Annotated in this window: 18 protein-coding genes; 9 read left to right on the top strand and 9 right to left on the bottom strand. The window is 72.3% G+C overall.

What is annotated here, in order from left to right; genetic code table 11:
- Positions 1-17 precede the first annotated feature (17 nt).
- Entirely contained in the window at positions 18-1,508 is a 1,491-nt protein-coding gene (locus ACGF5O_RS06740; RefSeq protein ID WP_393808806.1) for a cellulose binding domain-containing protein, read from the top strand.
- 22 nt (positions 1,509-1,530) lie between these two features.
- Here ACGF5O_RS06740 and ACGF5O_RS06735 read toward each other — a convergent pair whose 3' ends face one another.
- Together ACGF5O_RS06735 and ACGF5O_RS06730 are read right to left on the bottom strand one after the other, a co-directional pair.
- Positions 1,531-2,211 carry a hypothetical protein gene (locus ACGF5O_RS06735; RefSeq protein ID WP_393808805.1) on the bottom strand — a complete coding sequence of 227 codons (681 nt, stop codon included), beginning with the start codon at positions 2,209-2,211 and terminating at the stop codon, positions 1,531-1,533.
- 198 nt (positions 2,212-2,409) lie between these two features.
- Positions 2,410-3,831, bottom strand: a complete 1,422-nt coding sequence (locus ACGF5O_RS06730) for a GH1 family beta-glucosidase (RefSeq protein ID WP_393808804.1) — start codon at positions 3,829-3,831, stop codon at positions 2,410-2,412.
- Between the two features lie 628 nt (positions 3,832-4,459).
- Here ACGF5O_RS06730 and ACGF5O_RS06725 point away from each other — a divergent pair.
- The 5 genes from ACGF5O_RS06725 (at position 4,460) to ACGF5O_RS06705 (ending at position 10,694) form a co-directional block, all read left to right on the top strand.
- Complete coding sequence (locus tag ACGF5O_RS06725) at positions 4,460-5,776, top strand: ABC transporter substrate-binding protein (protein ID WP_393808803.1); 1,317 nt, start codon at positions 4,460-4,462, stop codon at positions 5,774-5,776.
- A 225-nt stretch (positions 5,777-6,001) separates the two neighbouring features.
- The gene (locus tag ACGF5O_RS06720) at positions 6,002-6,994 is read left to right on the top strand and encodes a sugar ABC transporter permease (RefSeq protein WP_355710650.1); all 993 of its coding nucleotides are present in this window, start codon (positions 6,002-6,004) and stop codon (positions 6,992-6,994) included.
- A gap of 14 nt (positions 6,995-7,008) precedes the next feature.
- Positions 7,009-7,929 carry a carbohydrate ABC transporter permease gene (locus ACGF5O_RS06715; protein ID WP_365682170.1) on the top strand — a complete coding sequence of 307 codons (921 nt, stop codon included), beginning with the start codon at positions 7,009-7,011 and terminating at the stop codon, positions 7,927-7,929.
- 155 nt (positions 7,930-8,084) lie between these two features.
- Complete coding sequence (locus ACGF5O_RS06710; RefSeq protein WP_393808802.1) at positions 8,085-9,542, top strand: GH1 family beta-glucosidase; 1,458 nt, start codon at positions 8,085-8,087, stop codon at positions 9,540-9,542.
- 96 nt (positions 9,543-9,638) lie between these two features.
- Entirely contained in the window at positions 9,639-10,694 is a 1,056-nt protein-coding gene (locus tag ACGF5O_RS06705; RefSeq protein ID WP_393808801.1) for a LacI family DNA-binding transcriptional regulator, read from the top strand.
- Between the two features lies 1 nt (position 10,695).
- Here ACGF5O_RS06705 and ACGF5O_RS06700 read toward each other — a convergent pair whose 3' ends face one another.
- From ACGF5O_RS06700 to ACGF5O_RS06690, 3 genes are all read right to left on the bottom strand, one after another.
- Positions 10,696-11,718, bottom strand: a complete 1,023-nt coding sequence (locus ACGF5O_RS06700; protein WP_393808800.1) for a methyltransferase — start codon at positions 11,716-11,718, stop codon at positions 10,696-10,698.
- Positions 11,719-11,775: 57 nt separating this feature from the next.
- Positions 11,776-12,570, bottom strand: coding sequence for an SDR family NAD(P)-dependent oxidoreductase (locus ACGF5O_RS06695; protein ID WP_393808799.1), 795 nt, complete (start codon positions 12,568-12,570; stop codon positions 11,776-11,778).
- Positions 12,571-12,654: 84 nt separating this feature from the next.
- On the bottom strand, positions 12,655-13,230 hold the full coding sequence (locus ACGF5O_RS06690; protein WP_393808798.1) for a TetR/AcrR family transcriptional regulator: 576 nt from the start codon (positions 13,228-13,230) through the stop codon (positions 12,655-12,657).
- Positions 13,231-13,348: 118 nt separating this feature from the next.
- On the opposite strand from ACGF5O_RS06690, the gene ACGF5O_RS06685 reads away from it, so the two are divergent.
- Positions 13,349-16,063, top strand: coding sequence for an AAA family ATPase (locus tag ACGF5O_RS06685; protein WP_393808797.1), 2,715 nt, complete (start codon positions 13,349-13,351; stop codon positions 16,061-16,063).
- Positions 16,064-16,081: 18 nt separating this feature from the next.
- Complete coding sequence (locus tag ACGF5O_RS06680) at positions 16,082-18,940, top strand: AAA family ATPase (RefSeq protein ID WP_393808796.1); 2,859 nt, start codon at positions 16,082-16,084, stop codon at positions 18,938-18,940.
- Between the two features lie 50 nt (positions 18,941-18,990).
- Here the strand turns inward: ACGF5O_RS06680 and ACGF5O_RS06675 are convergent, their stop codons facing one another.
- Both ACGF5O_RS06675 and ACGF5O_RS06670 read right to left on the bottom strand, forming a co-directional pair.
- Positions 18,991-19,890 (bottom strand): alpha/beta fold hydrolase, encoded by a 900-nt coding sequence (locus tag ACGF5O_RS06675; protein WP_393808795.1) that lies wholly within the window; start codon positions 19,888-19,890, stop codon positions 18,991-18,993.
- A gap of 136 nt (positions 19,891-20,026) precedes the next feature.
- Positions 20,027-22,795, bottom strand: coding sequence for a LuxR C-terminal-related transcriptional regulator (locus tag ACGF5O_RS06670; protein ID WP_393808794.1), 2,769 nt, complete (start codon positions 22,793-22,795; stop codon positions 20,027-20,029).
- Positions 22,796-23,208: 413 nt separating this feature from the next.
- On the opposite strand from ACGF5O_RS06670, the gene ACGF5O_RS06665 reads away from it, so the two are divergent.
- Positions 23,209-24,162 (top strand): helix-turn-helix domain-containing protein, encoded by a 954-nt coding sequence (locus tag ACGF5O_RS06665; protein WP_393808793.1) that lies wholly within the window; start codon positions 23,209-23,211, stop codon positions 24,160-24,162.
- Positions 24,163-24,265: 103 nt separating this feature from the next.
- Here the strand turns inward: ACGF5O_RS06665 and ACGF5O_RS06660 are convergent, their stop codons facing one another.
- Together ACGF5O_RS06660 and ACGF5O_RS06655 are read right to left on the bottom strand one after the other, a co-directional pair.
- Entirely contained in the window at positions 24,266-25,099 is an 834-nt protein-coding gene (locus ACGF5O_RS06660) for an alpha/beta fold hydrolase (protein ID WP_393808792.1), read from the bottom strand.
- A 40-nt stretch (positions 25,100-25,139) separates the two neighbouring features.
- Complete coding sequence (locus tag ACGF5O_RS06655; protein WP_393808791.1) at positions 25,140-25,619, bottom strand: cupin domain-containing protein; 480 nt, start codon at positions 25,617-25,619, stop codon at positions 25,140-25,142.
- Between the last annotated feature and the right edge of the window lie 38 nt (positions 25,620-25,657).

Raw genomic sequence — 25,657 nt, 5'->3', positions numbered from 1 at the left:
GCGAAGGCAGGCACGGCATGAGCACGCACCGGCGCAGAATCAGTGGCAGGAACAAGGCGATAGGCGGTCTGGTCGCCGCGGCCGTGGTCGGTGGCGGGGCGATCCTGTTCACCGGGATCGCGCAGGCGGCCGGGGTCGGCGCCGCGTACACGAAGACCAGCGACTGGTCGACCGGGTACACCGCGCAGTACGTCGTCACGAACAACAGCGGTGCCAGGGAGCAGGACTGGACGCTGGAGTTCGACCTGCCGGCCGGCGCGAAGCTCAGCTCGCTGTGGAACGCCGAGTACACCGTCAGCGGCCAGCACGTCACCGTGAAGCCGCCGAAGTGGGACACGGACGGCCTCGCGGCCGGCGAGTCCGACACCGTCGGCTTCGTGGTCAACGGCAGCGGGGACCCGACCGGCTGCCGTATCGACAACGCGAGCTGTTCGGCGGACGGCACGGCGACCCCGGAGCCCAGCGGCCGTCCGACGCAGTCCACCACCCCGACCGCGACACCGACCCCGACCCGGACCGCGACGTCGACGCCCACGGCGTCCGCCACCTCCACGGCGACGGCCACTCCCACCGCCACCCCGACCCAGACCACCGGCACCGGATCCGGTACCACCGCCTCCGCCGGTTTCGCCCCCTACGTCGACACCTCCCTCTACCCGGCGTTCGACCTCCTCGCGGCGGCGAACGCGACCGGCGTGAAGAACTACAACCTCGCCTTCGTCACCGACGGCGGCGGCTGCACGCCCAAGTGGGGTGGGGTGACGGACCTGGCGAGCGACGGCGTGGCCTCCCAGATCGGCGCGCTGCGCGCCAAGGGCGGTGACGTCCGGGTCTCCTTCGGCGGCGCGTCCGGCTCCGAACTCGCCACCACCTGCTCCTCGGCGGACGCGCTGGCGGCGGCGTACGGCAAGGTCGTCGACGCGTACAAGCTGACCAAGGTCGACTTCGACGTGGAGGGCGGCGCGCTGCCCAACACCACGGCGAACACCAACCGCGCCAAGGCCATCGCCAAGCTCCAGGCGAGCCACCCCGGCCTGGACGTCTCCTTCACCCTCCCGGTGATGCCGGAAGGCCTCACCCAGGACGGCGTGAACCTGCTCTCCGACGCCAAGGCCAACGGCGTGAAGACCAGCGCCGTCAACATCATGGCGATGGACTACGGTCCCGCCTACAACGGCGACATGGGCACCTACGCCATCCAGGCCGCCACCGCCACCCAGGCCCAGATCAAGAGCGTCCTCGGCCTCTCCGACTCCGCCGCCTGGAAGGCGGTCGCCGTCACCCCGATGATCGGCGTCAACGACGTCTCCGCCGAGGTCTTCAAGGTGGACGACGCCACCCAGCTCGTCGACTTCGCGAAGTCCAAGGGGATCGGCTGGCTCTCCATGTGGTCGGCCACCCGCGACCAGCAGTGCGCCGGCGGCGCCAAGCCCACCGCCGACGCCACCTGCAGCTCCGTCACCCAGGACAAGTACGCCTTCTCGAAGGCCTTCGCCGCGATCGGCTGACCCGCACCGCGAGCACGTCCGCTCAGAAGCCAGGCCCGCCCGGCCCGCCGAACCCCCCGAACCCTCCCGGCCCGCCCATCGGCGGGCCGTGGTGGTGGAAGCCGTCGAAGAGGGCGTCGGCCAGGAGCATGCCGCCCACCCCCGCGGCGCCCGCGACCAGGGCCGTCTTCCACCACGGCGTGCTGTACCAGCCGCCGGGGACGGTACGGCCGCCGACCAGGCCGCCGGGGTAGTAGTAGGGGGTGCCCGCGCCCGGGCGGTCCGAGGACGTGTACGTCCGGCCGTTCACCGTCACCTGCCGGCCGGCCGCGGCCGTGCCCGTCGGCGGCAGCGCCGGGCCCGGGTCGAGACCGAGGGCGGTGCGGGCCGCCCGTACGTAGTGCAGGCCCTCGACCGCGGTCTGGGTGACCAGGGCGTACTGCGCCGGGGTGTACGCCGTCGCCAGCTGGGCCTGCGCCGCGCGGTGCCGTTCGGTCGCGTCCGCCAGGGACTGACGGGCCGCCCGGTCGTCACCCGCGGCCAGTGTCGTGATCCCGCCGCCCAGCCGGTCCACCCAGCGGGTGGCCTCCGCCCCCGCGTCGGCGGTGAGGTCCTGCTGGACCGACTGCCCGGCGCCGGACCCGGCCCGCTCCCGGTTCCGGCCGACGAGAGCCACCACCGAGCCGACGGCCAGCACCAGCAGCACCAGCACGATGAATCCCATGACGTCCTCCGGTATCCACGAGGATCACTCGATCACCTCGTACCACCCATCAGACGCCCGGGAGTTGAGAGCTGGCTGAGCGCCCCCTGTGAGCGCCCCGTCAGGGGCGCGGGGCTGTATCGAGTTTGCGGCTACCGCCGCATGGGCGCGACCGGCCACAACGGCGCCGCGCCCGAACGACGGCCTGCCGCGGCCCGGTCAGACGGCCGCCGCAGGCAACGTCCCCGTACGGGCCGCCTCCCCATACCACCGCGCGCTCGACTTCGGCGTCCGCGCCAGCGTCGCGTAGTCCACGTACACCGCCCCGAACCGCTTCTCGTACCCGTACGCCCACTCGAAGTTGTCCATCAGCGACCACAGGTAGTACCCGCGCACGTCCGCGCCGTCGGTGATCGCGCGCCGCACCGCCGACAGGTGGCCGTGCAGGTAGGCGATGCGCTCCGGGTCGTGGACCCTGCCGTCCGGGTCGGGCTTGTCGTCGTAGGCCGCGCCGTTCTCGGTGATGTAGAGCGGCAGGCCCGGTGCCTCGCGGGTGTAGCGCATGATCAGCTCGTGCAGGCCCGTCGGGTCGATCGTCCAGCCCATCTCGGTGCGCTCGCCCGGCGTCTGGTGGAAGGCGACGTCGTCGGCGCCCGGCCAGGGCGAGTGGGCGCCGGCGCCGTGGCCGTCCGACCGGGGGCCGGTCACCGTGCCGGAGGCCGCCGACACCAGGGTCGGCGTGTAGTAGTTCAGGCCGAGGGCGTCCAGCGGCTGGTTGATGGCCGCGAGGTCGCCGTCCTCGACGTACGACCAGTCGGTCACCGACGCCGTCGCCGCGAACAGCGACCGGGGGTAGCCGCCGTGCAGGATCGGGCCGTGGAAGACCCCGTTGGCGAGGTCGTCGATGGTGCGGACCGCCACCAGGTCGGCCGGGTCCTGCGAAAGCGGCCGTACCACCGAGGAGTTGAGGCTGATCGCGACCTGGTTGCGGGCCGGCATCGCCGCGCGGAGTGCCGAAGTCCCCAGGCCGTGCGCGAGGTTGAGGTGGTGCGCGGCACGCAGGGTGGCCGCCGGGTCGGTACGGCCGGGGGCGTGCACCCCGGAGCCGTAGCCCAGGAAGGCGCTGCACCAGGGCTCGTTGAGGGTGATCCACTGCTCCACGCGGTCGCTGAGCGCCTCGCCGACGATGTGCGCGTACTCGGCGAACCGGTACGCCGTGTCCCGCTCCGGCCAGCCGCCCGCGTCCTCCAGTTCCTGCGGCAGGTCCCAGTGATAGAGGGTGATCGCCGGCTTGATGCCCTTCGCGAGCAGCTCGTCGACGAGTCGCCGGTAGAAGTCCAGGCCCACCTGGACGGCCGGGCCGCGGCCGGTCGGCTGGACGCGCGACCAGGAGACCGAGAACCGGTAGGCGTTCAGGCCGAGGTCCGCCATCAGCGCCACGTCGTCGCGGTAGCGGTGGTAGTGGTCGACAGCGATGTCACCGGTCTCGCCGCCGGCCGTCCGGCCCGGCGTATGGCTGAAGGTGTCCCAGATCGAGGGGGTGCGGCCGTCCTCCCGCACCGCCCCCTCGATCTGGTACGCGGAGGTCGCGGCGCCCCAGAGGAAGGCGGGAGGAAAGCTCGCGGTCGGCGAATCGGGCATGGAAGCGCTCCCATGGTCGGCTTGGCGCCATTATGCATGGGAGCGCTCCCATGGCAAAGAGGTGCCGCCGGGCTCCCGCAATCCCGCCGGCGGCCCGGGGCGTCCGGTTCCCGGGAGGCGCTGCGGAAAGCTCATCGTTCACCTCTCGGCGTCCGGTCCGAGCGTGCCGCGTCCTGGCCCGGGAAACCCCGGGCGTGCGGAGGTGTGCGGCGCAACTCCTGCGACGTCGACGGCCGTCGCGTCTGTGACCTGCGTGATTCCTGGATGAGACGGGCTGATGTCGGGCCGGTGAAACCCCCCGGTGCGACACGTTCCCGTGACGTCCGGAACACGCTTGGGCAACAACGCCGTTTTCAAGTCTTGACAGTCGGCCCGGCAGGAACCAGTCTTCCGGCATGCCGCGTGGGAGCGGTCCCACGGGTAGCCGGGGAATCGCTCCCGTGTGGAGCGAACCACCCCATGGCCTTTCCCTCTGTCGTTACCGCACCTCGTTGACCAGCACCTTTTCACCGCACGTCGAGTGCTGTGGGCCGGCCGCTGCTCGCACCGAGAGGGCAGGTCCGGATCGCCGGTCCCCGGCGGTCTGTTTCCTGAGATCCCGTTCCCCACTGGAACAAGGAGTAGTGGAATGCGCATCACCCGACCCGGTCGTCGCGGCCGCAGAGCGGCGGCCCTGACCACAACGGTCCTGACCGCCTCGGCGCTGCTGCTGACCGGTTGCAGCAGCGACAGCGACTCGAACGCCTCGGACTCCAACGGGAACATCACTCTCACGGTGGCGGACTTCGGGCAGTTCGGCTACAAGGAAGCCGACCTGTTCGCGAAGTACCACAAGCTGCACCCGAACATCACGGTGAAGGAAGAGACCACCGCCAACGAGCAGGACTACTACCCCAAGCTTCTCCAGCAGCTGAACACGGGCAGTGGCCTGGCGGACGTCACCGGCATCGAGGTGGGCCGCATCAAGGAGGTCGTCGACACCCAGGCGGCCAAGTTCACCGACCTGAGCAAGACGATCAACGTGGACGACTGGGTCTCCTGGAAGGAGAAGCAGGCCACGGCCTCGGACGGCTCGGTCATCGGCGCCGGCACCGACATCGGCCCGATGTCCCTGTGCTACCGCAAGGACCTCTTCGAGAAGGCGGGTCTGGCCTCCGACCGCGACGCGGTCGCCAAGGCCGTCGCGGGCGGCTGGGAGGACTACCTCAAGCTCGGCGAGCAGTACAAGAAGAAGGCCCCGTCCGGCACCTACTTCATGGACTCCGCGAGCGCCATGTACAACGCGGTCGTCAGCTCCTCCGCGCAGCAGTACTACGACGCCTCCGGCAAGCCGATCTACAAGGACAGCGCCTCCGTGCAGCAGGGCTGGAACCTGGCTGCCGAGGCCGCCTCGAAGAAGCTGACCCAGGGTCTGGCGCAGTTCACCGACGCCTGGACGGCGGCGCTGCGCAAGGGCAGCGTGGCGACCGTGGCCTGCCCCGCCTGGATGGCCGGGCAGATCTCCACCAACTCCGGTGACGCCTTCAAGGGCAAGTGGGACATAGCCAAGGCCCCCGGCTCGACCGCGGCCAACTGGGGCGGCTCCTTCCTGGCCGTGCCCAAGAGCGGCAAGCACGCCAAGGAGGCCGCCGAGCTCGTCAAGTGGCTGACCGCCCCGGAGCAGCAGGCCGAGGTCTTCAAGGCGATCGGTGTCTTCCCGTCGAACAAGGGCGCCTACGACCTGCCCGGCGTGAAGAACGCGACGCTCCCGTACTTCAACAACGCGCCGATCGGCCAGATCTACGCCGACGAGGCCAAGACCATCCCCGAGGCGGTGCTCGGCCCGAAGGACGCGACGATCAAGGACACCATCTCCACGCAGATCAACAACATGGAGCAGCGGGGCACCAAGCCCGCCGACGCGTGGAAGGCCGCGACCGAGGCGATCGACAAGGTGATCGGCTGACGACCCGCGGTGCGGGCGGCCCCGCCGGCCGCCCGCACCGCGCGCCGTGCCGTACGAGGTTCCGGTGCCCGGCGCGTGGGTAGGGCGCGCCGGACACCGGCGCGCCGCGTCCCCCGGCCGGGCCCGGTGCGGTGGGAGACCCCGACGCCGCCGTCCGGCCCCGTCCTGTCCCGTCCTGTCCCGCCCCCGTTCCCCGGCCGAATCCCCCCAGGAAGGAAATCCCCCGTGGCAACGACGACACCCACACGGGGTGCCCCCACCCCGCCCGCCGGCGGCTCCGGTGCCGTGCCGAACGGACGCGGCACCTGGCGCAGCCGGCTGTGGCGCTTCGACGACCTCGCGTCCCCGTACGCGTACATCGCTCCGTTCTTCCTCGTCTTCGGTGCCTTCGGGCTCTACCCGCTCCTCTACACGGGCTGGATCGCCCTGCACCGGGTGGAGATGACGAGCCTCAGCACGTCGGAGTGGGTCGGCTTCGACAACTTCACCAAGATCCTCCAGGACTCGGAGTTCTGGACGGCCGTCACGAACACCTTCCTGATCGGCGTCATCTCGACCGTCCCGCAGCTGCTCGTGGCCCTCGGCCTCGCCCACCTGCTCAACTACAAGCTGCGCGCCAGCACGTTCTGGCGGACGGTCGTGCTCACCCCGTACGCCACCTCGGTGGCGACCGCGGCCCTGGTCTTCGCCCTGGTGTTCCGGGCGGACGGCGGCATCCTCAACTGGGTGCTGCACTTCGTCGGCATCGGCAACACCGACTGGGGCAACGGCGAGTGGACCTCCAAGATCGCCATCTCGGTCATCGTGATCTGGCGCTGGACCGGCTACAACGCGCTGATCTACCTGGCGGCCATGCAGGCCGTGCCGACCGACCTGTACGAGGCCGCCTCCATCGACGGGGCGACCCGCTGGCAGCAGTTCCGCAAGGTGACCATTCCCTCGCTGCGGCCGACGATCCTGTTCACCATCGTCATCTCGACGATCGGCTCCATGCAGCTGTTCGGCGAGCCGCTGCTGCTCCAGGGCGGCACGCTCGGCTCCACCGGCGGCAACGAGCACCAGTACGAAACCCTCAGCATCTACCTCTACAACTACGGCTGGAAGCTGGGGCATCTGGGCCCGGCCGCGGCGGTGGCCTGGGCCATGCTCGCCCTGCTGCTGCTCATCGCCCTGATCAACTTGATCGTCGGCCGGTTCCTGCGCAAGAGCGCGGCCTGACGGGAGCGATATCGATGACCACGACCAGCCCCACCAACACCGCACCGAGCCTCGACCCGGTGCCGCCGGTCGCCTCCCCGGGCAGGAACCGCGTACGGCTCAAGCTCGGCGCCGGGCAGCAGCTCAAGGGCGGCCCCCTCACCTACCTCGCCCTGGTCGTCGTCGGCCTGGGCTCGGTCTTCCCGCTGTACTGGACGCTGGTGGCCGCCTCGCACGACCAGCAGCGGGTCCTCGACAGCCCGCCGCCGCTGCTGCCGGGCGGCAGGCTGTGGAGCAACCTCCAGACCGCCTGGGAACAGGCCCATCTGGGCAAGGCCATCGTCAACAGCGTGATCGTGTCGGGCTGCATCACCGCGGCCACCCTGTTCTTCTGCACCCTGGCCGGCTACGCCTTCGCCAAGATGCGGTTCCGCGGCCGGGGCGCCCTGATGACCGCGGTCATCGCCACCCTGACGATCCCGCCGCAGCTCAGCGTGGTCCCGCTGTTCATGATGATGGCGGACATCGGCTGGGGCGGAAAGCTGGAGTCGGTGATCTTCCCGACCCTGGTCGGCGCCTTCGGTGTCTTCTTCATGCGCCAGTACCTGCTGGAGGCCCTGCCCTACGAACTCATCGAGGCGGCCAAGGTGGACGGCGCGACCAACATCCGCATCGTGTGGAACGTGGTCCTGCCCGCGGCCCGTCCCGCGATGATGGTGCTCGGCATGCTCACCTTCGTCCAGGCGTGGAACGACTTCTTCTGGCCCTTCCTCGCCCTGAACCAGGACAACCCCACCCTCCAGGTGGCGCTCGGCCAGCTCAGCGCCTCCTACACCCCCGACCAGAGCATCGTCATGGCCGGCGCGCTGATCAGCACCCTGCCGCTGCTGCTCGTCTTCGTGATCTTCGGCAAGCAGATCGTCGGAGGCATCATGGCGGGCGCCGTCAAGGGCTGACGCAGGGCGGGCCGCCCGACCCGTTTCCGGCGGTCCGCCGCCCGGACCTCGCGGCGTCCCGCACCGTCCGCCGTCCCGTACGGGTCCGCCCCCCTCTCCTCCACCTCTCTCCCCTTCCCCCCTTCTTCTCCACGCCACTCCGGGAGCGCTCTCAGATGACCGCCGTACGAACCGAGACCACTGCCCAGTCGGCCTCAGACACCTCCTTCCCGCCCGGCTTCGTCTGGGGGGCCGCCACCGCCGCGTACCAGGTGGAGGGCGCCGCCGCCGAGGACGGTCGTACGCCGTCGATCTGGGACACCTACAGCCACACCCCCGGGAGGGTCCGCAACGGCGACACCGGTGACATCGCCGCCGACCACTACCACCGGTACAAGGACGACGTGGCGCTGATGAAGGACCTCGGCCTCAAGGCCTACCGGTTCTCCGTCTCCTGGTCCCGGGTGCAGCCCACCGGACGGGGGCCCGCGGTCGAGCGCGGCCTGGACTTCTACCGGCGGCTCACCGACGAACTCCTCGAAGCGGGCATCACCCCGGTCGCCACCCTCTACCACTGGGACCTGCCGCAGGAACTGGAGGACGCGGGCGGCTGGCCGCAGCGGGACACCGCGCACCGCTTCGCCGACTACGCCGAGATCACGGCCCGCGCCCTCGGGGACCGCGTCGGGCTGTGGACCACCCTCAACGAGCCCTGGTGCAGCGCCTTTTTGGGCTACGGGTCCGGCGTGCACGCCCCGGGGCGCACCGACCCGGCGGCCACCCTGCGCGCCGCGCACCACCTCAACCTGGCCCACGGGCTGGCGATCGGGGCGCTGCGGGAGAACCTGCCGTCGACCGCGCAGACCTCCATCACCCTCAACCTGCACCAGGTGCGCCCGCTGACCGACAGCGCCGCGGACGCCGAGGCGGCCCGGCGTATCGACGCGGTCGGCAACCGGATCTTCACCGGCCCGATCCTGGACGGCTCCTACCCCGAGGACCTGCTCGCCGACACCGCGCACCTCGTGGACTGGGCGGAGCTGGTGCACGACGGCGACCTGGCCGAGATCTCCCGCCCGATCGATGTGCTCGGCGTCAACTACTACTCGCCGACCGTGGTCTCCGCGGCCGTCGAGGGCGGCGCCGGCACCCGCAACGACGGCCACGGCGCGAGCGACCACTCCCCGTGGACGGGCGCCGACGACGTCACCTTCCATCTGGCCAACGACCAGCTCACCGCGATGAACTGGGCCATCGACGCGAGCGGACTGCACACCCTGCTGACCGGCCTGGCCGCCTCGCACCCGGGGCTGCCGCTGATGGTCACCGAGAACGGCGCCGCCTTCGACGACTACGTCTCGCCCGAGGGCCGGGTGAACGACCCGCAGCGGATCGCCTACCTCCACTCCCACCTGGACGCCGTCCGGCAGGCCGTCGCCGACGGAGCCGACGTGCGCGGCTACTTCCTGTGGTCGCTGCTGGACAACTTCGAGTGGTCCTACGGCTACTCCAAGCGCTTCGGCGCCGTCTACGTCGACTACGGCACCCAGCGCCGCATCCCCAAGGCGAGCGCACACTGGTACGCGGAGGTGATCCGCCGGAACGCGCTGCCGAGCGCCGGTGAGCAGGGCTGACCCGGTACGGCCCCGGGGGCGTGACGGGGCCCGGAGCGGCCGGGCCCCGGCTGTTACATTTCCTGGCCTGAGGGCTGCGAACGGAAGGCGGCGACCATGACGGTCAAGGGTGAGCGGGGCCGGGGCGCTCGGCGGCCGACCCTGGAGGAGGTCGCCGCCCGGGCCGGCGTGGGCCGCGGCACGGTGTCGCGCGTGATCAACGGCTCGCCCCGGGTCAGCGACGCGACCCGCGCGGCCGTGGAGGCGGCCGTCAACGAGCTCGGCTACGTCCCCAACACCGCCGCCCGCGCGCTGGCCGCCAACCGCACGGACGCGATCGCGCTGGTCGTCCCCGAGCCGGAGACCCGGTTCTTCGCGGAGCCGTACTTCTCCGACATGCTCAGCGGCGTCGGTGCCGAACTCTCCGAGACCGAGATGCAGTTGCTGCTGATCTTCGCGGGCAGCGACCGCGAGCGGCGCCGGCTCGCGCAGTACCTGGCCGCGCACCGGGTGGACGGGGTGCTGCTGGTGTCCGTGCACGCCGACGACCCGCTGCCCGACCTGCTCGCCCAGCTGGAGATCCCGGCCGTGATCAGCGGCCCCCGCTCGGCGGAGGAGACGCTGACCTCGGTGGACTCCGACAACTACGGCGGGGCCCGGTCGGCCGTGGAGCACCTGCTGACCCGGGGCCGCCGCACGATCGCCCACATCACCGGCCGGCTCGACGTGTACGGAGCCCAGCGCCGCGTCGACGGCTACCGCGACGCCCTGCGTGACGCGGGCCGTACGGCGGACGAACTCCTCATCGAGCCGGGCGACTTCACCGAGGAGGGCGGCCGGCGGGCGATGGCCCGGCTGCTGGAGCGCGAGCCCCGCCTCGACGCCGTGTTCGCCGGCTCCGACGTGATGGCGGCGGGTGCCCGCCAGGTGCTGCGCGTGGCGGGCCGACGCATCCCCGAGGACGTGGCGCTGGTCGGGTACGACGACTCGGCCATCGCGCGTCACATGGACCCGCCGCTCACCAGCGTCCGCCAGCCGATCGAGGGGATGGGCCGCGCGATGATCGACCTGCTGCTGGCCGAGATCGCCGACCGGCGTCCGGCCACCGCCCGGGAGCTGGAGCGCCGGCACGCGGTACTGCCGACGGCGCTGGTGGCCCGGGCGTCCTCCTGACTCACTTGGTGGCGTGGACGGCGGTGTAGCCGCCGACGAGGGGACGGGCCTCCACCTTGGCGAAGCCGGCGGCCCGGAGCCACTCGGTGGCGTCCGCGACCGTGTACTCCGACCCGCCCTCCGTGTCGATGAGCATGTTGAGCGACAGCATCAGGCCGTAGGTGTGGTGGCGGCGCCCGTCGTCGATCATGGCGTCGTAGACGATGAGGGTGCCGCCCTCGGGCAGGGCGTCGTAGGCCTTCTGGAGCAGGAACCGGCGCTGCTCCGGGTTCCAGTCGTGGAGGATCTGCCCCATGACGTAGACGTCGGCTTCGGGCAGCGGGTCGGAGAAGAAGTCCCCGCCGTGGAAGGCGAGACGGCCGGTCAGGCCGTGGGCGGCGACGAACTCCTCGAACACCGGTCCGACGGGGGGAAGTTCGAAGACGGCTCCGGTGATCTCCGGGTGGGAGCGCAGTACGGCGGCGGGCACGGCGCCGAGGGCTCCGCCGAGGTCGACGACGTGCCGGCGGCCGGTCCAGTCGAAGTCGGCGGCCAGCGCGGCGGCGAGGGGTGTGCTGACGCCGTTCATGCCGTTGAGGAAGCCGCGCCAGGCGACCGGGTCCTGGCTGAGCGTCGCGAAGAACGGGGCACCGCTGTGCGCGACCTCGTTCTGCGGGGTGCCGGTCCGCAGCGCGTCGGTGAGGTTGTTCCAGAAGCCGAAGAGACGTGCGTTGGCCATCTCCAGGATGCCGCCGACGTACGACGGCTTGGCCCGGTCCAGGAACACGTCCGCGGCGGGGGTGTTGCGGTAGGTGCCGTCCTCGTCGCGGGTCAGCGCGTCGAGTGAGACCAGGGCGTCGAGGAAGTCCGCGGCGGACCTGGGGTGCAGGCCCACCTCGGAGGCGAGGGACTCACGGTCGCGGCCGCCGTCGGCCAGCACGGTGAAGACTCCCAGCTCCACCGCGCTCAGCAGTGTCTTGGAGGCCATGAAGCCGAGGCCGAGCCGGAGAAGCGGCTCAGGGGTGATCGGGGCGTCGATCGACATTTCTTTTCTCCACTTGGATGGGAAGTCGGACCTTGAACAGCAGATGCCGTGCGGGTCTCAGAGCGTCTTGGTCTGGCCGCCGTCGACGAGGGTCTCGGTGCCGGTGATGTTGGCGGCCAGGGGGGAGGCGAGGAACAGGGTGAGGTCGGCGACTTCGTGCGCCTCGCTGATGCGTCCTGACGTGATGCCCATGCTCTGCGGCACGACGACGTCCAGCGCTTCCTGTGCGGTGGTCCCGGCGGCCGCGGCGGTGGCGTCGGCGAAGCCGCCCGGCGCGGTCCAGAACGGCGTGCGGACCGGGCCCGGGGCGATGGCGTTGACGCGCACGCCCTGAGGCGCGAACTCCTCGGACAGGGACTTGTTGAGGTTGGTCAGCGCCGCCTTGGCCGCCGAGTAGTCGACCACCATGGGGAAGGGCAGCCGCGCGTTGATCGAGCTGATGTTCACGATGGCCGCGTCACCCGCCGCGATCAGATGCGGCAGGGCGGCGCGGCTGGTGCGGACGGCGCTGAAGAAGGTCAGGTCGAAGATCCGCCGCCAGGCGGCGTCGTCGACCTGGAGGAACGACTCGCGGGGTTCGGCGGCGCCGACGTTGTTGACCAGGATGTCCAGGCGCTGATGGCGCTCCACGGCCTGCCGGATCAGGGCCTCCGCCCCCTCTCTGGTGGACAGGTCGACCGGCACGAACGTGACGTCGTGCTCGACCGCCAGGGCGTCCAGCTCGGGGGTCGAGGTGCGGCTGCCGGCCACGACCTTGACGCCCTCCCGGGCCAGCTTCTCGACCACGGCCAGGCCGATGCCCTTGCTGGCTCCGGTGACGACGGCGACCTTGTCCTTGAGGTGCAGTTCCATGACGGATCCTTTCTGGATTGATCAATACATAATTAAGGTGTGACGAACCGCGGGTGCGGACGCCGTGCGGGTTCTCGGCGGGGTTCAGTCCAGCACGCGCATCGCCGTGGCCAGGGAGTCCTCCATGAACTCCCTCCCCATGCGCGCTCCGCCGACGACGCGGATCCCCTGGATGAACGTGGTCAGGAACCTGGCCAGTTCACCCGGGTTCTTCTCGGGGGAGATCTCCCCGCGCGCCTGCGCCCGCTCCAGGGCGCCGGCGAGCGAGGACTCGACCTGCCGGATCGCGGTGTTGACGCGGTCCGCCGCCGGGGGGTGGCCGCCGCACTCCGTGGCGGTGTTGACCACGAGGCAGCCACGCGTGGGGTCGGCCAGGTCCGCCTCGATCAGGGAGGCGAGCACCCTGCGGACCGCGGGGCGGATCCCGGGCGTCTCGTCCAGGGTCGCCTCCAGGTCGCCGCCCTGGAGGGAGATGTAGCGGTCGAGGGAGCGGACGTAGAGCTGCTCCTTCGAGCCGAAGGCCGCGTAGAAGCTGCCGCTGCCTATCGACAGTTCCTTCAGCAGGTCCTGCAGGGAGGTCTCGGCGTAGCCCTGGCGCCAGAACAGGTCCATGGCGCGGTCCACCGCCTGGTCCATGTCGAATTCCCTGATGCGTGCCATGCGCACAGCGTAGCGCACTTTGTGGAATAGTCAATCCACAATGAGGGGGCCGGTCGCGGGGCAGTACCCTGAGCTTCCAGACAGACCGAGTCCGGGGGACCCGGCTGATGGGGGGAACGTGGAGCTCGTCGGTCGGGACGATCAGCTGGATCTGCTGCGCCGGCTGCTGGCCGAGCCACGGAGCCACGGGAGCGCGGTGCTGGTCCGCGGGGCCCCCGGCATCGGGAAGACGGCGTTGCTCGCCGAGACCGCCGCCCTCGCCGAGGGACTCGGCCACCGGGTCCTGCGCACCAGCGGCGCCGAGGCCGAGAGCGACATCCCCTACGCCGGTCTGCAGCTCGTCCTGCGCCCGTTGGCCCCGGAGGCCGCCGATCTCGCCGGCCCGCACCGGCAGGCGCTGGACACCGCCCTCGGGCAGGCCGAGGCCGGTGTCCCCGACGTCTTCCTGGTCGGCCTGGCGGTTCTCAACCTCCTGGCCGACGCGGCCGCCCTCGCGCCGGTACTGCTCCTGGTCGACGACGCCCAGTGGCTCGACGACGCCACCGCCAGCGTCCTCGCCTTCGTGGCGCGCCGGGTCGGTACGGAGCCGGTGGTCATCGTGGGAGCCGCACGCGAGGGCTACCGGTCGCGTCTGAACTCCGACGAACTCATCTCCGTGACCCTGGGGCCGCTCACGGACGGCGAGGCCGCGCAACTCCTGGCGGACCGCGCCCCGGACCTGCGGCCGACCGCGCATCGCCGGCTGCTGGCCGAGGCCGCCGGGAACCCCCTGGCCCTGACCGAACTCTCCCGCACACTCGGCGCGTCGGCCGATCCGCACATGTCCCAGCTGCCGCTCACCGAGCGGCTGGAACGGGCCTTCACCGACCGCCTGGAGACCCTGCCCGACATCACCCGCAGTCTGCTGCGGATCGCGGCCCTCAACGACAGTTCGTCGCTTCCCGAGACCTATCGCGCGGCCCGGCTGTTCACCGGCGCCACGGCCGGACCCGCGGAACTCGACCCGGCCGTGCGCGCCCGGCTCGTCCAAGTCGTCGGCAACGACATCAGGTTCGGGCATCCGCTGATGCGGTCGGCGATCCACCAGACCATGCACACCGGCGTCCGCCACGCCGCACACGCCGCGCTCGCCGCCGTGCTCTGGGAACACCCGGACCGGCAGCTGCGTCACCGCGCCGCCGCGGCCGACGACCCGGACGAGACGGTCGCCGCCGCGTTGGAGGACTCCGCTCACCGGGCCGCACACCGTGGCGGCATCGCGGCGGCCGTCACGGCCCTCGAACAGGCCGCCGCACTCAGCGAGGACGCCGACCGCCGAGCCGAACGGCTGCTGCGCGCCGCCGACTTCGCCGTCGAACTCGGCCGGCCCGAGACCGTGACCCGGCTGCTGGACCAGGCGCTCACCGGGCCGCTGTCGCGACGGCAGCACGCCACGGTCGTCTGGCTGCGCGGCAGCTTCGACGAGGGACTCCACAGCCATGTGTCGGGCGTCAACTCCCTGACGGCCCTCGCCGAGGAGATGGCCGTGGAGGACCGTGCGCTGGCGCTGCGGATCCTGTGGAGCGCGGCACAGCTGTGCTTCTGGTCCGACCCGGGCCCGCAGGGCCGCTCCACGGTCCTGCGGGCCGTGGAGCGGATGGAGCTCGACGAACTCGACCCGTGGCGGCTGGCCATCTGCGCCTACGCGGCACCGGTCGACCGCGGCACCTTCGTCCTGGAGCGCGCCCGGCACGTCGCCCTCAAGGAGGGCGACGACGGCCGCGCCTACCGCATGCTCAGCACCGCCGCACTCCTCGTCGGCGGCTTCGACCTGGCGCGGGCGTTCTCGGCGGCCGGCGGCGCCCCGCTGCGTGCCCAGGGACGCCTGGGGCTGCTGGCCCGGACGGTCGGCGCGGACGCGTGGAGCGCTCTCGTGGTCGGCGACCTCGGCGCGGCGATCGCCGCGACCGAGGAGTCACGAAGGCTGGCGCGCGAGACCAGCCAGACGATGATGTACGCCCTGATGACCGCCACCGCCGCCAAGCTGGCCGCGTTGCGCGGTGAGGTGGATTCCGCCCTGGCGCTGGCCGAGGAGGCGGAGGAGATCGGGCTGCCGGCCGGGGCCCGTCCGGTGCTGGCCACCGCGTCGATGGCGCGCGGGCTGGCCGCGCTGGGCGCGGGCCGGTTCGAGGAGGCCTTCGGCCGGTTCCGCCGACTGCACGATCCGGCGGATCCCGCGTTCCAGGTCGCCCTGCGGCTGACGGCCGTGGGTGACCTCGTCGACGCGGCGGCGCACTGCGGACGGCTGGACGCCGTGCTCCCGGTCGTGACGGAGCTGGAGGAGGTCGCGACGGTGACCTCCGCACCGGTGCTGCACGCCGAACTGCGTCTGGTCCGGGCGCTGCTGGCCGCCGACGAGGACGCCGACCCGCTCTTCGCGGACGCGCTCGACGCCGACCTCGGCGCCTGGCCGCTGATCAGGGCCCGTACCCATCTGGCCTACGGCGAATGGCTGCGGCGCCGGCGGCGCAGTGTCGAGTCCCGCGACCACCTCCGTGCCGCCCGCGACATGTTCGACGCGCTCGGCGCGATCCCCTGGGGGGAGCGGGCCCGCCGGGAGCTGCGGGCCGCCGGCGAGACCAGCCGCCGCCGGGCCCCGGACGCCCGGGACCAGCTGACCGCCCACGAGCTGCAGATCGTCCGGCTCGCCGCCGAGGGCCTGACGAACCGCGAGATAGGCCAGCGGCTCTACCTCTCGCACCGTACCGTCAGCTCGCATCTCCACCGGATCTTCCCCAAGCTGGGCGTGGCCTCGCGTGCCGAGCTGCGAACGGTGGTCAGCGCCCTGCGTTGACCGGCACACCACCGTCACATGACGCTCGCATCCGCCGGCGTGGTGCTCCTAGCGTCCCCGTGTCAGGACAGCGACAAGCAGGGGAGCGGTCCCATGGTGGGGAACGGCGTCCAACACGCATCCGGACTGCCGATCGTCGGTCGTCATGTCGAACGCGAAGCCGTCGGGCGACTGCTCGACGCGGTACGCGACGGCCTCAGCGGAGTCCTGGTGCTCACCGGCGAACCGGGGATCGGCAAGACCCGGCTGCTGGAGTACGCCGCGGACCGGGCCACGGAACTCCGCGTGGTCCGGCTGACCGCGGCCGAGAGCGAGACCGGTCTCGGCTACGGCGCGCTGTACCGGTTGCTGCGGCCGTTCCTGAACGGTACGGGCCGGCTGCCCGGGCCGCAGCGGGCCGCGCTGGACGCGGCCCTGGGCCGCGCGCCGGGGCCGCCCGCGGACCGCTACCTGGTCGGGCTGGCGACACTGACGCTGCTCTCCGACGCCGCCGCCGACCAGCCGCTGCTGTTCCTGCTCGACGACGCGCAGTGGCTGGACCGGGAGTCGGCCGAGGCGCTCGCGTTCCTCGCCCGCCGACTGCACGCCGACTCCCTGGGCCTGGTCATCGCCGTCCGTGACGGGCTCGGGGACAACGGCCTTTTCGACGCGCTGGACGTGCTCCCGGTGACCGGCCTGCCGGAGCCGGAGGCCAGGGCCCTGCTCTCCTTCGGCGCCGGGAGGGTGGACACCACGGTGGCCGACCGGATCGTCGCCGGTACCGGCGGCAACCCGCTCGCGCTGCTGGAGCTGACCGACGCCCTGGCCGCCGAGCAGCTGTCCGGTGTCGCCCCGCTGCCCGATCCGCTGCCGGTGGGCCGTCTCCTCGAGGGCCACTTCCGGCGCCTGGTGCACGCCCTGCCGCCGGAGACCGCCACCCTGTTGCTGCTGCTCGCGGCGGCCCCCTCGGACGACACCGGGATGATGTGGCGGGCCGCCGGGCGGCTGGGCCTGTCCGCCCGCGCCGCCCAGCCGGCGGTCGCCGCGGGGATCCTCGGCCGGGACACGCCGACGGCCTTCCGGCATCCCCTGATCCGCTCGACGGTCTACGCCGGAGCCGAACCCGGCGAGCGCCGCCGGGTGCACGTGGCGCTGGCCGCCGCCTGTGACGCCGTACGGGACGCCGACCGGCGCGCCTGGCACCGGGCCGAGGCCGCCGACGGTTTGGACGAGAGCGTCGCCGACGACCTGGAAGCCGCCTCCGAGCGGGCCCGCGCCCGCGGCGGCCACTCCCAGCAGGCCCTCTTCCTCTCCCGCGCCGCCGACTTCACCGGCGACCCGGACAAACGGGCCGAGCGGCTGCTCGACGCGGCACAGGCCCACCTGATGTCCGGCGACCCGACGGCGGCGGGGACCGCGCTGGACCTGGCCGACGCCGACCTCCGCAGCCCGGTGATGCGCACGCGCGAGCTGCGGATGCGGGCGACCGCGCAGATGTTCCGGGTCGCCGTCGCCGACGTCCCCGCGATGCTCTTGGACGCCGTGACCGGACTCGGCACCCGGGACCCGCGACTCACCTGGGAACTGCTCTGCGAAGCGCTGCACGCCGCGCTGGTCGCCCACGACCGCACGCGGGGCACGTCGCTGTCCGAGGTCGCGGCGGCCGTCGTCGCCGCGCGGCATGACGCGGCCTCCGCCGGGCACGGTCGCGACCTGCTGATGGAGGGGCTGGCCCGGCGCGTGGCCGAGGGGTACGAGCATGGCGCGCCCGTGCTGCGCAGCGCCCTGGACGGGCTGCGGGACGGCGGTGCGATCGGGGACGCGACCAGCCCGTTCGCGGTGATGCTGCTGATGGCCTGCGACGACCTGTGGGACGCCCGGGCCGGGCGCGACCTCTCCGACCGTCTGGCGGGGGCGGAGCGTGCCGCCGGCGCGCTGTACGCGCTGAGCATCACGCTGCTCACCGAGGCGCGCTACGACCTCCTGGACGGACGGTTCACACAGGCGGAGGTCCGCTACGCCGAGTTCGACGACATCGTGGCCGCCACCGGCTTCCCCGGCGGCGGAGACATCAACCGGCTCCACCTGTTCGCCCTGACCGGCAGGGAAGCCGAGCTGCGGGCGGCGGTACGGCGGGCCGCCGAGATGCGGAGCATCGGTCTCGGCCTGCACCAGCTGATGGCGCAGCACGCGCTGGCCTCGTTCGAGCTGGGGCGGGGCAACTATCGGCAGGCGATGCGGCACGCGTGGGCGGTCTTCGAGGGGGACCCCCCGACCTGCGGCAACCTCGTGCTGTCGCTGATCGTCGAGGCCGGCGTCCGCACCGGCGACCGGGACAGCGCGGACCGGGCCCTGGCGCGGCTGGAGGAACGCGCCCCGCTCGCCGGTACTCCCTGGGCGCTGGGCACCCTGGCCCTCGGCCGGGCGCTGACGGCGGAGGGCGACGACGCCGAGAAGTTCTACCAGGAGTCGGTCGAACTGCTGGAGCAGGGTTCGCTGGGCCTGGAACTGGCCCGGTCCCGGCTGCTGTTCGGCGAGTGGCTGCGCCGTCGCAGGCGGCGTGCCGACGCCAGGGTGCAGCTGCGGGCCGCGTACGAGTCCTTCGCGTCCTGGGGGGCCGCGCCGTTCGCCGAGCGGGCCGGGATCGAGCTGTTGGCCACCGGCGAGAAGCCCCGCAGGCGGACCGAGGAGACCAGGTTCGATCTCACACCGCGGGAACGGCAGGTGGCCGCGATGGCCGCCTCGGGGCTGACCAACGGGGAGATCGCGGCGCGGTTGTTCGTCACCGCCTCGACCGTCGAGTTCCATCTGAACAAGGTGTTCCGCAAGCTCGGCATCACCTCCCGGAAGCAGATCCCGCGCGCGATCGGCGAACCAGGCCCGGAGACCGGGGGGTGACCCCGTAGGGACCGGTCCGGGCGGCCGCTGTCTCGGCCGCGACGCGTGTGTCATCTCGCCGCGGCCGCGAAGAAGTCGAGGTAGCGGCGCGCGAGTTCGGCGGGCGCCTCCAGCGGGATGTTGTGCCCCGCCTCCTCGACCACTACAGGCGTGACGTCCACCGCGACCTGAGCCATCTGCTCCCCGGGCTCCGCGGCGAGGTAGGCGCGCCCCCCGACGGCCAGCACCGGGCATTCCAGCGGGACGGCGAACTGCGGCCGGTTCTGCTCGGCGTCGATGCCGGTCGCCCGGTACAGCTCGAACACCGCGTGGTTGCCGCCAGGTTCTTCGAGCCCGCGCGTGTACTCGTCCTCGTCGGCGTCCGTGTACGCACTCGGGTCCCACATGATCCGCCGCATGAAGTACGTCCAGAAGGCACGCTCCCGGCCGGTGACCAGCAGTTCGGGGTAGTGCGGCAGCTCGAACAACGAGCGGTGCCAGCCGGTGCGGGGATCCTCGGCGGCGAGCGGCCCGAGGTCGGGCACCGGGAGGCCGGGCAGCCTCGTCTCCTGGAAGACGAGCTGGACGACCTTCGGGCGGTGGAAGGCCGCGACGGCGTAGGCGACGGCCGCACCCCAGTCCTCGCCCACCACGCGGTACCGGTCGTGTCCCAGCGCCGTCATGAGCGCGTCGATGTCGGCGGCCAGGGTCCGCGTGTCGTACCCCGTCGCCGGACGTCCGGAGCCGCCGAAGCCCCGCAGGTCCACCGCGACGACCGTGTGGTGCGGTGTGAGCAGCGGGATGACGTGGCGCCAGAAGAACATGGTCTTCGGCACGCCGTGGATCAGCACGACCGGGTCGCCGCTGCCGCCCGTCGCACAGTGCAGATCGACCCCGTTGACCCGTGGCCGGCCGTGGGTGAGCGGGACACCGGCGTGATCCGTCATCCTCAGCGCTCCGGATCCCGTCATCGCCGCCTCCTCGTGGCCGGTCCCCGCCGGCCCCGATGGCACCGGTCGGTCGTATTCCACACCGGTCGGGGTTCCGCTCGCACTGGGGAGCCACCCCGGTTCGGGAGTGCGCCGAGGTCTCGTGACCGCCCCGTCGTCAGTCGCCGGGACCGGCGTTGCCCAGCCTGCGCCCGATCTGCTTGCGCGAGGTGATACCGAGCTTGCGGAACACCCTGCTCAGGTGGAACTCGACGGTCGAGGTGGTGACGAACAGCTGGGTGGCGATCTCCGCGTTGGTGAGCCCCGACGCGGCCAGTTCCGCCACCCGACGTTCCTGCGGGGTGAGGTCGAACCGGGTGTCGACCGTTCGTCTGCGTGCCGTCTCCCCGGTGGCCAGCAGCTCCATCCTCGCCCGCTCGGCGAACGGCGCGGCCCCCCAGGACGCGAAGGACTCGTACGCGGCCCGCAGCTGCACCCTGGCGTCGGCACGCCGCCTGCGACGGCGCAGCCACTCGCCGAACAGCAGGCGCGACCAGGCCAGTTCCACGGCCACCGGGACCTTCCCGAGCTGCGCGACCGATTCCTCGTACAGCTGCTCGGCTCCGTCGTCGTCGGTCATCAGGGCGCGGCAGCGCGCGAGCAGCCCCAACGCCCACGGGGTCCCGGCCAGCGGAGCGCGCTCCTCCATGCGCTCCATGGCCAGGCCGGCGGCCTTCCGGTCGCCGGCCCGCAGCCCGGCCTCCACCATTCCGGGGAGGTTGATGTCGCCGAGGACCACCGGTTGGTCGGCGAACATCTCCAGCTGGGCGTCGAGCGCCTCCCGATAACGCCCGCGGCCGATCTCGAAGATGCTCAGCGCCTGGCCTGCCCACCGGGACGTCACTCCGGTCCCCTGGTTCTCGGACAGGGCGCGCAGCGTCGCGACCGCGGCCCGCAACTCGGTCTCCCGGCCGGTCCAGGCGTACAGCAGGGCCTTGTGGAAGTCTCCCGACCGGAAGTACCCGGTCGCGGCCATGTACTCGTCCGACTCGGCGTAGCAGCTCTCGGCGGCGGCGAACCGGCCGTTCCAGATCTCGGCCTTGGCGAAGGAGAGCAACGCCAGACTGAGCCCGTAGAGCGCTCCGCGACTGCGGTCCGCCGTCACCAGCTTCCCGAGGATCTCCCGCTTGGCCTCGATGTCCCACAACTCGTCGCCCGTGAGACTGATCATGACGCTGAACACGTCCGGCTCCCGGAGCTCGTCGGCGGTGCGCAGCCGGGCCAGGGCCGCGGCCATGGCCGGGGCTCCCGCCGCGTAGCCGTAGGCGATCGTGCGTGCCAGCGCCGCCATCAGCGGATCGAGGCTCCAGGCCGGCAGCGCCGTCTCGCGCCAGGCGTCGGCGGCGGCCCTGGCGACCTCGACGGGTGTCGTCCCCGTGATCATCCGGCCGCCGATGATCGCGGCCTGCGTCGCCTCGCGCAGCAGGTCCCAGCTCGCCGCCGGATCGCCGGGGCCGAGGTCGGCCACCGCGTCCAGCAGCATCGCGGGCACCTCGCGGGGGCGGGCGCAGGCCATCTCGACGGACGCCCGCAGCCGTGTCGCGCGGACCCGGGCGGCCGGCCCGGTCAGGTCGGGAGTGGCGAGTTCGAGCAGCATGCGGACCGCCGGCAGATGGCCGGAGGCGAGGTGTGCCGCCGCCGCGTCGAGATACCGCTCGGCCCGCTTGCCCGGATACGCGGTCAGCTCCGCCGCCCGGGTGAGGACCAGGGCCTGTTCGGAGTATCCGCCACGCGCCTGGGCCACTTCGGAGGCGGCTTCCAGCTCCGCGGCCACGCGGTCGTCCGGACCGTCGGTCGCCTCGGCCAGGTGCCAGGCCCGGCGCTCGGGGGCGCTGGTCGCGGCGAGCGCCGCCTGGATCCCGCGCCGCTCCTCGGCGGACGCGGCCGAGTGGACCGCCGACCGGATCAGCGGGTGGCGGAATGCGACGGTGGTCCCGCGGTTCAGTATCCCGGCGGCGACCGCGGGCGCGGCAGAGCGGACGGACAGGCCCAGGGCCGCGGCGGCGCGCCACAGCGTCGCCCGGTCGTCCGTCGGGGTCATGGCCATGAGCAGCAGCAGGGTCCGGGTGTCGGCGGGCAGCAGCGCCGCCGCCCGCCGGTAGTGTTCCTCCAGCTGCTGGTTCACCGGCAGCGGCGCGGGCAGCGGGGTGATCCCGGCCAGTTGTTCCGGGCCCAGGTTCACCGCCAGTTCCAGGAGCGCGAGCGGGTTGCCTCCGGTGTCGGCGACGAGCTGCTCGGCGACCGCCCGGTCCAGGTGTCCGGTCACGCCGGCGGTCAGCAGGTCTCTGGCCTCCGCGTCCGCGAGTCCCTCCAGCCGGAGCGCGGGCAGGGCGCCGAAGACGTCGTGGTCGCCGGTCCCGTCACGGCCGGCGAACAGCAGCCCGAGGCAGTCCGCGTACAGGCGCCGGCCCATGAACGCCAGGGTCTCCGCCGACTCGCGGTCCAGCCAGTGCACGTCGTCGACCAGGCAGAGCATCGGCGTCGCCGCGGCCGCGTCCGAGAGCAGCGTCAGCGCGCCCAGCCCGACCAGATGGCGGTCGGACGGCGAGGCCTCGGTCAGCCCGAACGCGGCGCTCAGGGCGTCCCGCTGGCGATGCGGCAGCGCCGGCAGCCGGCCGAGGAAGGGGCGCAGGAGCCGGTGCAGGGCTCCGTAGCCGAGCCGTGTCTCGGCCTCCACGCCGACCAGCCTGACGACTGCCAGGTCCCCGGCGGACCCGGCGGCGTACTCCAGGAGCCTGGACTTGCCGACTCCCGCGTCGCCCTTGAGCACCAGGACCCCGCCGAAGCCGTCACGGACCGCTGCGAGCAGCCTTCCGATCGCCGCACGCTCCGCGTGCCGGCCGACCATCGGCGGCCCGGCCGCACGGTGAACGCCGGACCACATCATGGGAGTTCCCTTCACAGCGTTCCGACCGGCTCGGGCGCGGGGGATCGGGGGGATCGGGGGGATCGGGGGGATCGGGGGGATCGGGGGGGGAGAGAGACGGGAGCCGACAGCCCGGCGGATCAGGGCGCGGGAAAACGGCGGTGTCCGTCAGCGAGGTGAGCGCGGGCCGGCGCGTCCGACTGTGAGGCGGCTGTCACGCATCGCACTGTAGGAAGCCGGGCCTCGGCCGCCTTTGCCCAACGCGCACCGGTGCTGTGCACATCGCGCACTCACCCCGCTGCGACCGCGCCGGAAGCTGCGCGTCCGAGCTTCAGAAGAAGCGATACTTCATGCCAGGGCCTGGGGAACTCCGGATGTCCTGGTGCTGGGCGTCACCTGTCGGCGCCCGCGTCGTGAAGCCTGGGGAAGTGGGCATGAGCGTTGTCTTCTCGGTGCGGTCGATGCCCGGCAGCGAGCGTCTGGAGCACTGGCAGGAAGAAGTCTTCCGCACCTTCGTCCCGCTGCGGATCACCCTCCCCAAGGGCGAGCCCTTCAGCGGGACGATCAGCACCGACCGGCTCGGTCCGCTGCAGGCGACCACCGTCGACTGCGACCGCGGCCGCGTCGACCGCACGCCTCGGCTGATCGCCCGGGCCAGTGCCGACTACGTGTACGTCGGCCTGCAGCGCAGCGGCCACGCCCACGTGGACCAGGACGCCCGGAGCGCCGAACTGCGCCCGGGGGACGTGGCGTTGTACGACACGACCCGCCCCTACACCCTGCGCTTCCCGCAGCGGTTCCGGACGCAGGTGCTGCTGGTGCCCCGTTCCCTGCTGCCGCAGACCGAGGGGGAACTCCAGCGGGTCACGGCGACATCGCTGCCCCGCGACGACGGCCTTGGCCAGGTGGTCCTGCCCTTCCTGCGGAGCGTGGCTGATCGCGCCCCCGACATCACCCCCACGGCAGCCGAACGGCTGGCGGCCAATGCCGTGGACCTCGTCGGAACGCTCCTCGCCGAGCACCTCGGCCGCGATCCCCAGGACACCGTCGGCGGCAGCCTCGCCCTCCTGCTCCGTGTCAAGGCGTTCATCGACCGCCACCTCGCGGACCCCGATCTGACCCTCGCCCACATCGCCAGGGAACACCGCATCTCGGTCCGCTACCTCCACAAGCTCTTCGAGAGCGAGTCCACCACCGCCGCCCGCTGGATCCAGCGCCGCCGTCTGGACGAATGCCGTAGCGAGCTGTCCCGGCGGTCCCCGGTCACCCCCACCGTCGCCGCGGTGGCACGCCGCTGGGGCTTCACGAACGCCGCCCATTTCAGCCGGGCGTTCCGGGCGGCGTACGGCACCTCGCCGAGTGCGTGGCGAGCCGGCGCGCAGGGGTGACGGGACGTCGGGCCGGTCCCGGGTGCGGGGCACCGGCGGGACGCGCGCGAGGGCCCGCACCGCATCGCGGTCCGGGCCCTCGGCCGGTGGCGGAGCCGGGCGGCTACTTGGCCAGGAAGGCCAGCAGCGCGGCGTTCACCTCCTCGGCGTGCGTCCAGAGCAGGCCGTGCGGGGCGCCCTCGATCTCGACGTACTCGGCCGAGGGCAGCAGCGCGTGGAAGGGCCGCCCGGTGGCGTCGACCGGCAGGATCCGGTCGGCCGTGCCGTGCAGGATCAGCGTCGGTACGTCGATCCTGGCGACGTCGGCGCGGAAGTCGGTGATCCAGGTGGGCACGCAGGCCACCGACGCGTACGCGGACGCGCCCGCCGCCACGTTCCAGCTCGCCCGCACGGCCTCTTCGCTGATCCGGCTGCCGAGGGTCTCGTCGAGGTTGTAGAACGCCTCGTAGAAGCCGGTGAAGTAGGTGTAGCGGTCCTTCGTGACCGCCTCCAGGATGCCGTCGAACACGGACTGGTCGACGCCGCCCGGGTTGTCGTCGGTCCTGACCAGGAAGGGTTCGAGGGAGGCCAGGAAGGCGGCCTTGGCGACGCGCTGCGAGCCGTACGTACCCAGGTAGCGGCCGACTTCCCCGGTGCCCATGGAGAACCCGACGAGTACCGCGTCGGTGAGGTCCAGCTCGGTCAGCACCGCGTCGAGGTCGGCGGCGAAGGTGTCGTAGTCGTAGCCCGTGGTCGGCTGCGACGACCGGCCGAAGCCGCGCCGGTCGTAGGTGACGACCCGGTGGCCCGCGTCGAGCAGGGCCGGGAGCTGCTTCTCCCACGAGTGACCGTCCAGCGGGTAGCCGTGGATCAGTACGACGGGCTGCCCGCTCCCGTGGTCCTCGTAGTACAGCTCGATGTCGGCGGAGTTCTCCTGGCCGACGGTGATGTACGGCATGTCGGTTTCCCTTCGTGTGCTCGGCGGACCGGCGGACGACTCACAAGGACGGCGGCGGCCCGGTGACGCGCAGGTGGAAGGCCTCGGCGGAGGCCACGACCGCGCCGAGATCGAACTCGGGCGGCAGGTCCCCGGCCTCGGCCACCGGGGTGCCGTTGGCCCGGAAGTACTCCTCGATGCAGGCCGGGCTGAACAGCGCCGCTATCCGCGCTCCCTCGGGCGAGCGCACCAGGTAGCTGTGCGGCACCCCGCGCGGACCGTACGCGACCTGCCCGGGCACCAGGTCGTGGCGCTGGTCGCCGACGAAGAACGTCACCTCGCCGTCGAGGACGAACCAGACCTCCTCCTCGTCCTCGTGGACGTGGTGCGGGGGTGCGTGGCCGGCCGGGTCGGCGAACTCCATCAGACTGAGGCGGTTGTCGGTCGCGGTACCGGGAAGCAGGATCCTGGCCTGGCCGCCGAGGAACCAGAAGGGTTCGCGCTCGGCCGTCGGGCCGAAGGTCGGGAAGAAGCCGGTCATTTCCGCTCCTGAGGTCGTCGGGGGCCGTCCGGGAAGCG

This window comes from Streptomyces sp. NPDC048291 (assembly GCF_043201715.1).
In the GTDB taxonomy this organism is placed as follows: Bacteria; Actinomycetota; Actinomycetes; order Streptomycetales; family Streptomycetaceae; genus Streptomyces.
This window is presented reverse-complemented; position numbering and strand designations above follow the sequence as displayed.

Coding starts and splice junctions, on each gene's coding strand:
- ACGF5O_RS06740 (WP_393808806.1), top strand. CDS start 18: ATGAGCACGCACCGGCGCAGAATCAGTGGCAGGAACAAGGCGATAGGC.
- ACGF5O_RS06735 (WP_393808805.1), bottom strand. CDS start 2,211: ATGGGATTCATCGTGCTGGTGCTGCTGGTGCTGGCCGTCGGCTCGGTG.
- ACGF5O_RS06730 (WP_393808804.1), bottom strand. CDS start 3,831: ATGCCCGATTCGCCGACCGCGAGCTTTCCTCCCGCCTTCCTCTGGGGC.
- ACGF5O_RS06725 (WP_393808803.1), top strand. CDS start 4,460: ATGCGCATCACCCGACCCGGTCGTCGCGGCCGCAGAGCGGCGGCCCTG.
- ACGF5O_RS06715 (WP_365682170.1), top strand. CDS start 7,009: ATGACCACGACCAGCCCCACCAACACCGCACCGAGCCTCGACCCGGTG.
- ACGF5O_RS06710 (WP_393808802.1), top strand. CDS start 8,085: ATGACCGCCGTACGAACCGAGACCACTGCCCAGTCGGCCTCAGACACC.
- ACGF5O_RS06705 (WP_393808801.1), top strand. CDS start 9,639: ATGACGGTCAAGGGTGAGCGGGGCCGGGGCGCTCGGCGGCCGACCCTG.
- ACGF5O_RS06700 (WP_393808800.1), bottom strand. CDS start 11,718: ATGTCGATCGACGCCCCGATCACCCCTGAGCCGCTTCTCCGGCTCGGC.
- ACGF5O_RS06695 (WP_393808799.1), bottom strand. CDS start 12,570: ATGGAACTGCACCTCAAGGACAAGGTCGCCGTCGTCACCGGAGCCAGC.
- ACGF5O_RS06690 (WP_393808798.1), bottom strand. CDS start 13,230: ATGGCACGCATCAGGGAATTCGACATGGACCAGGCGGTGGACCGCGCC.
- ACGF5O_RS06680 (WP_393808796.1), top strand. CDS start 16,082: ATGACGCTCGCATCCGCCGGCGTGGTGCTCCTAGCGTCCCCGTGTCAG.
- ACGF5O_RS06675 (WP_393808795.1), bottom strand. CDS start 19,890: ATGACGGGATCCGGAGCGCTGAGGATGACGGATCACGCCGGTGTCCCG.
- ACGF5O_RS06670 (WP_393808794.1), bottom strand. CDS start 22,795: ATGATGTGGTCCGGCGTTCACCGTGCGGCCGGGCCGCCGATGGTCGGC.
- ACGF5O_RS06665 (WP_393808793.1), top strand. CDS start 23,209: ATGAGCGTTGTCTTCTCGGTGCGGTCGATGCCCGGCAGCGAGCGTCTG.
- ACGF5O_RS06660 (WP_393808792.1), bottom strand. CDS start 25,099: ATGCCGTACATCACCGTCGGCCAGGAGAACTCCGCCGACATCGAGCTG.
- ACGF5O_RS06655 (WP_393808791.1), bottom strand. CDS start 25,619: ATGACCGGCTTCTTCCCGACCTTCGGCCCGACGGCCGAGCGCGAACCC.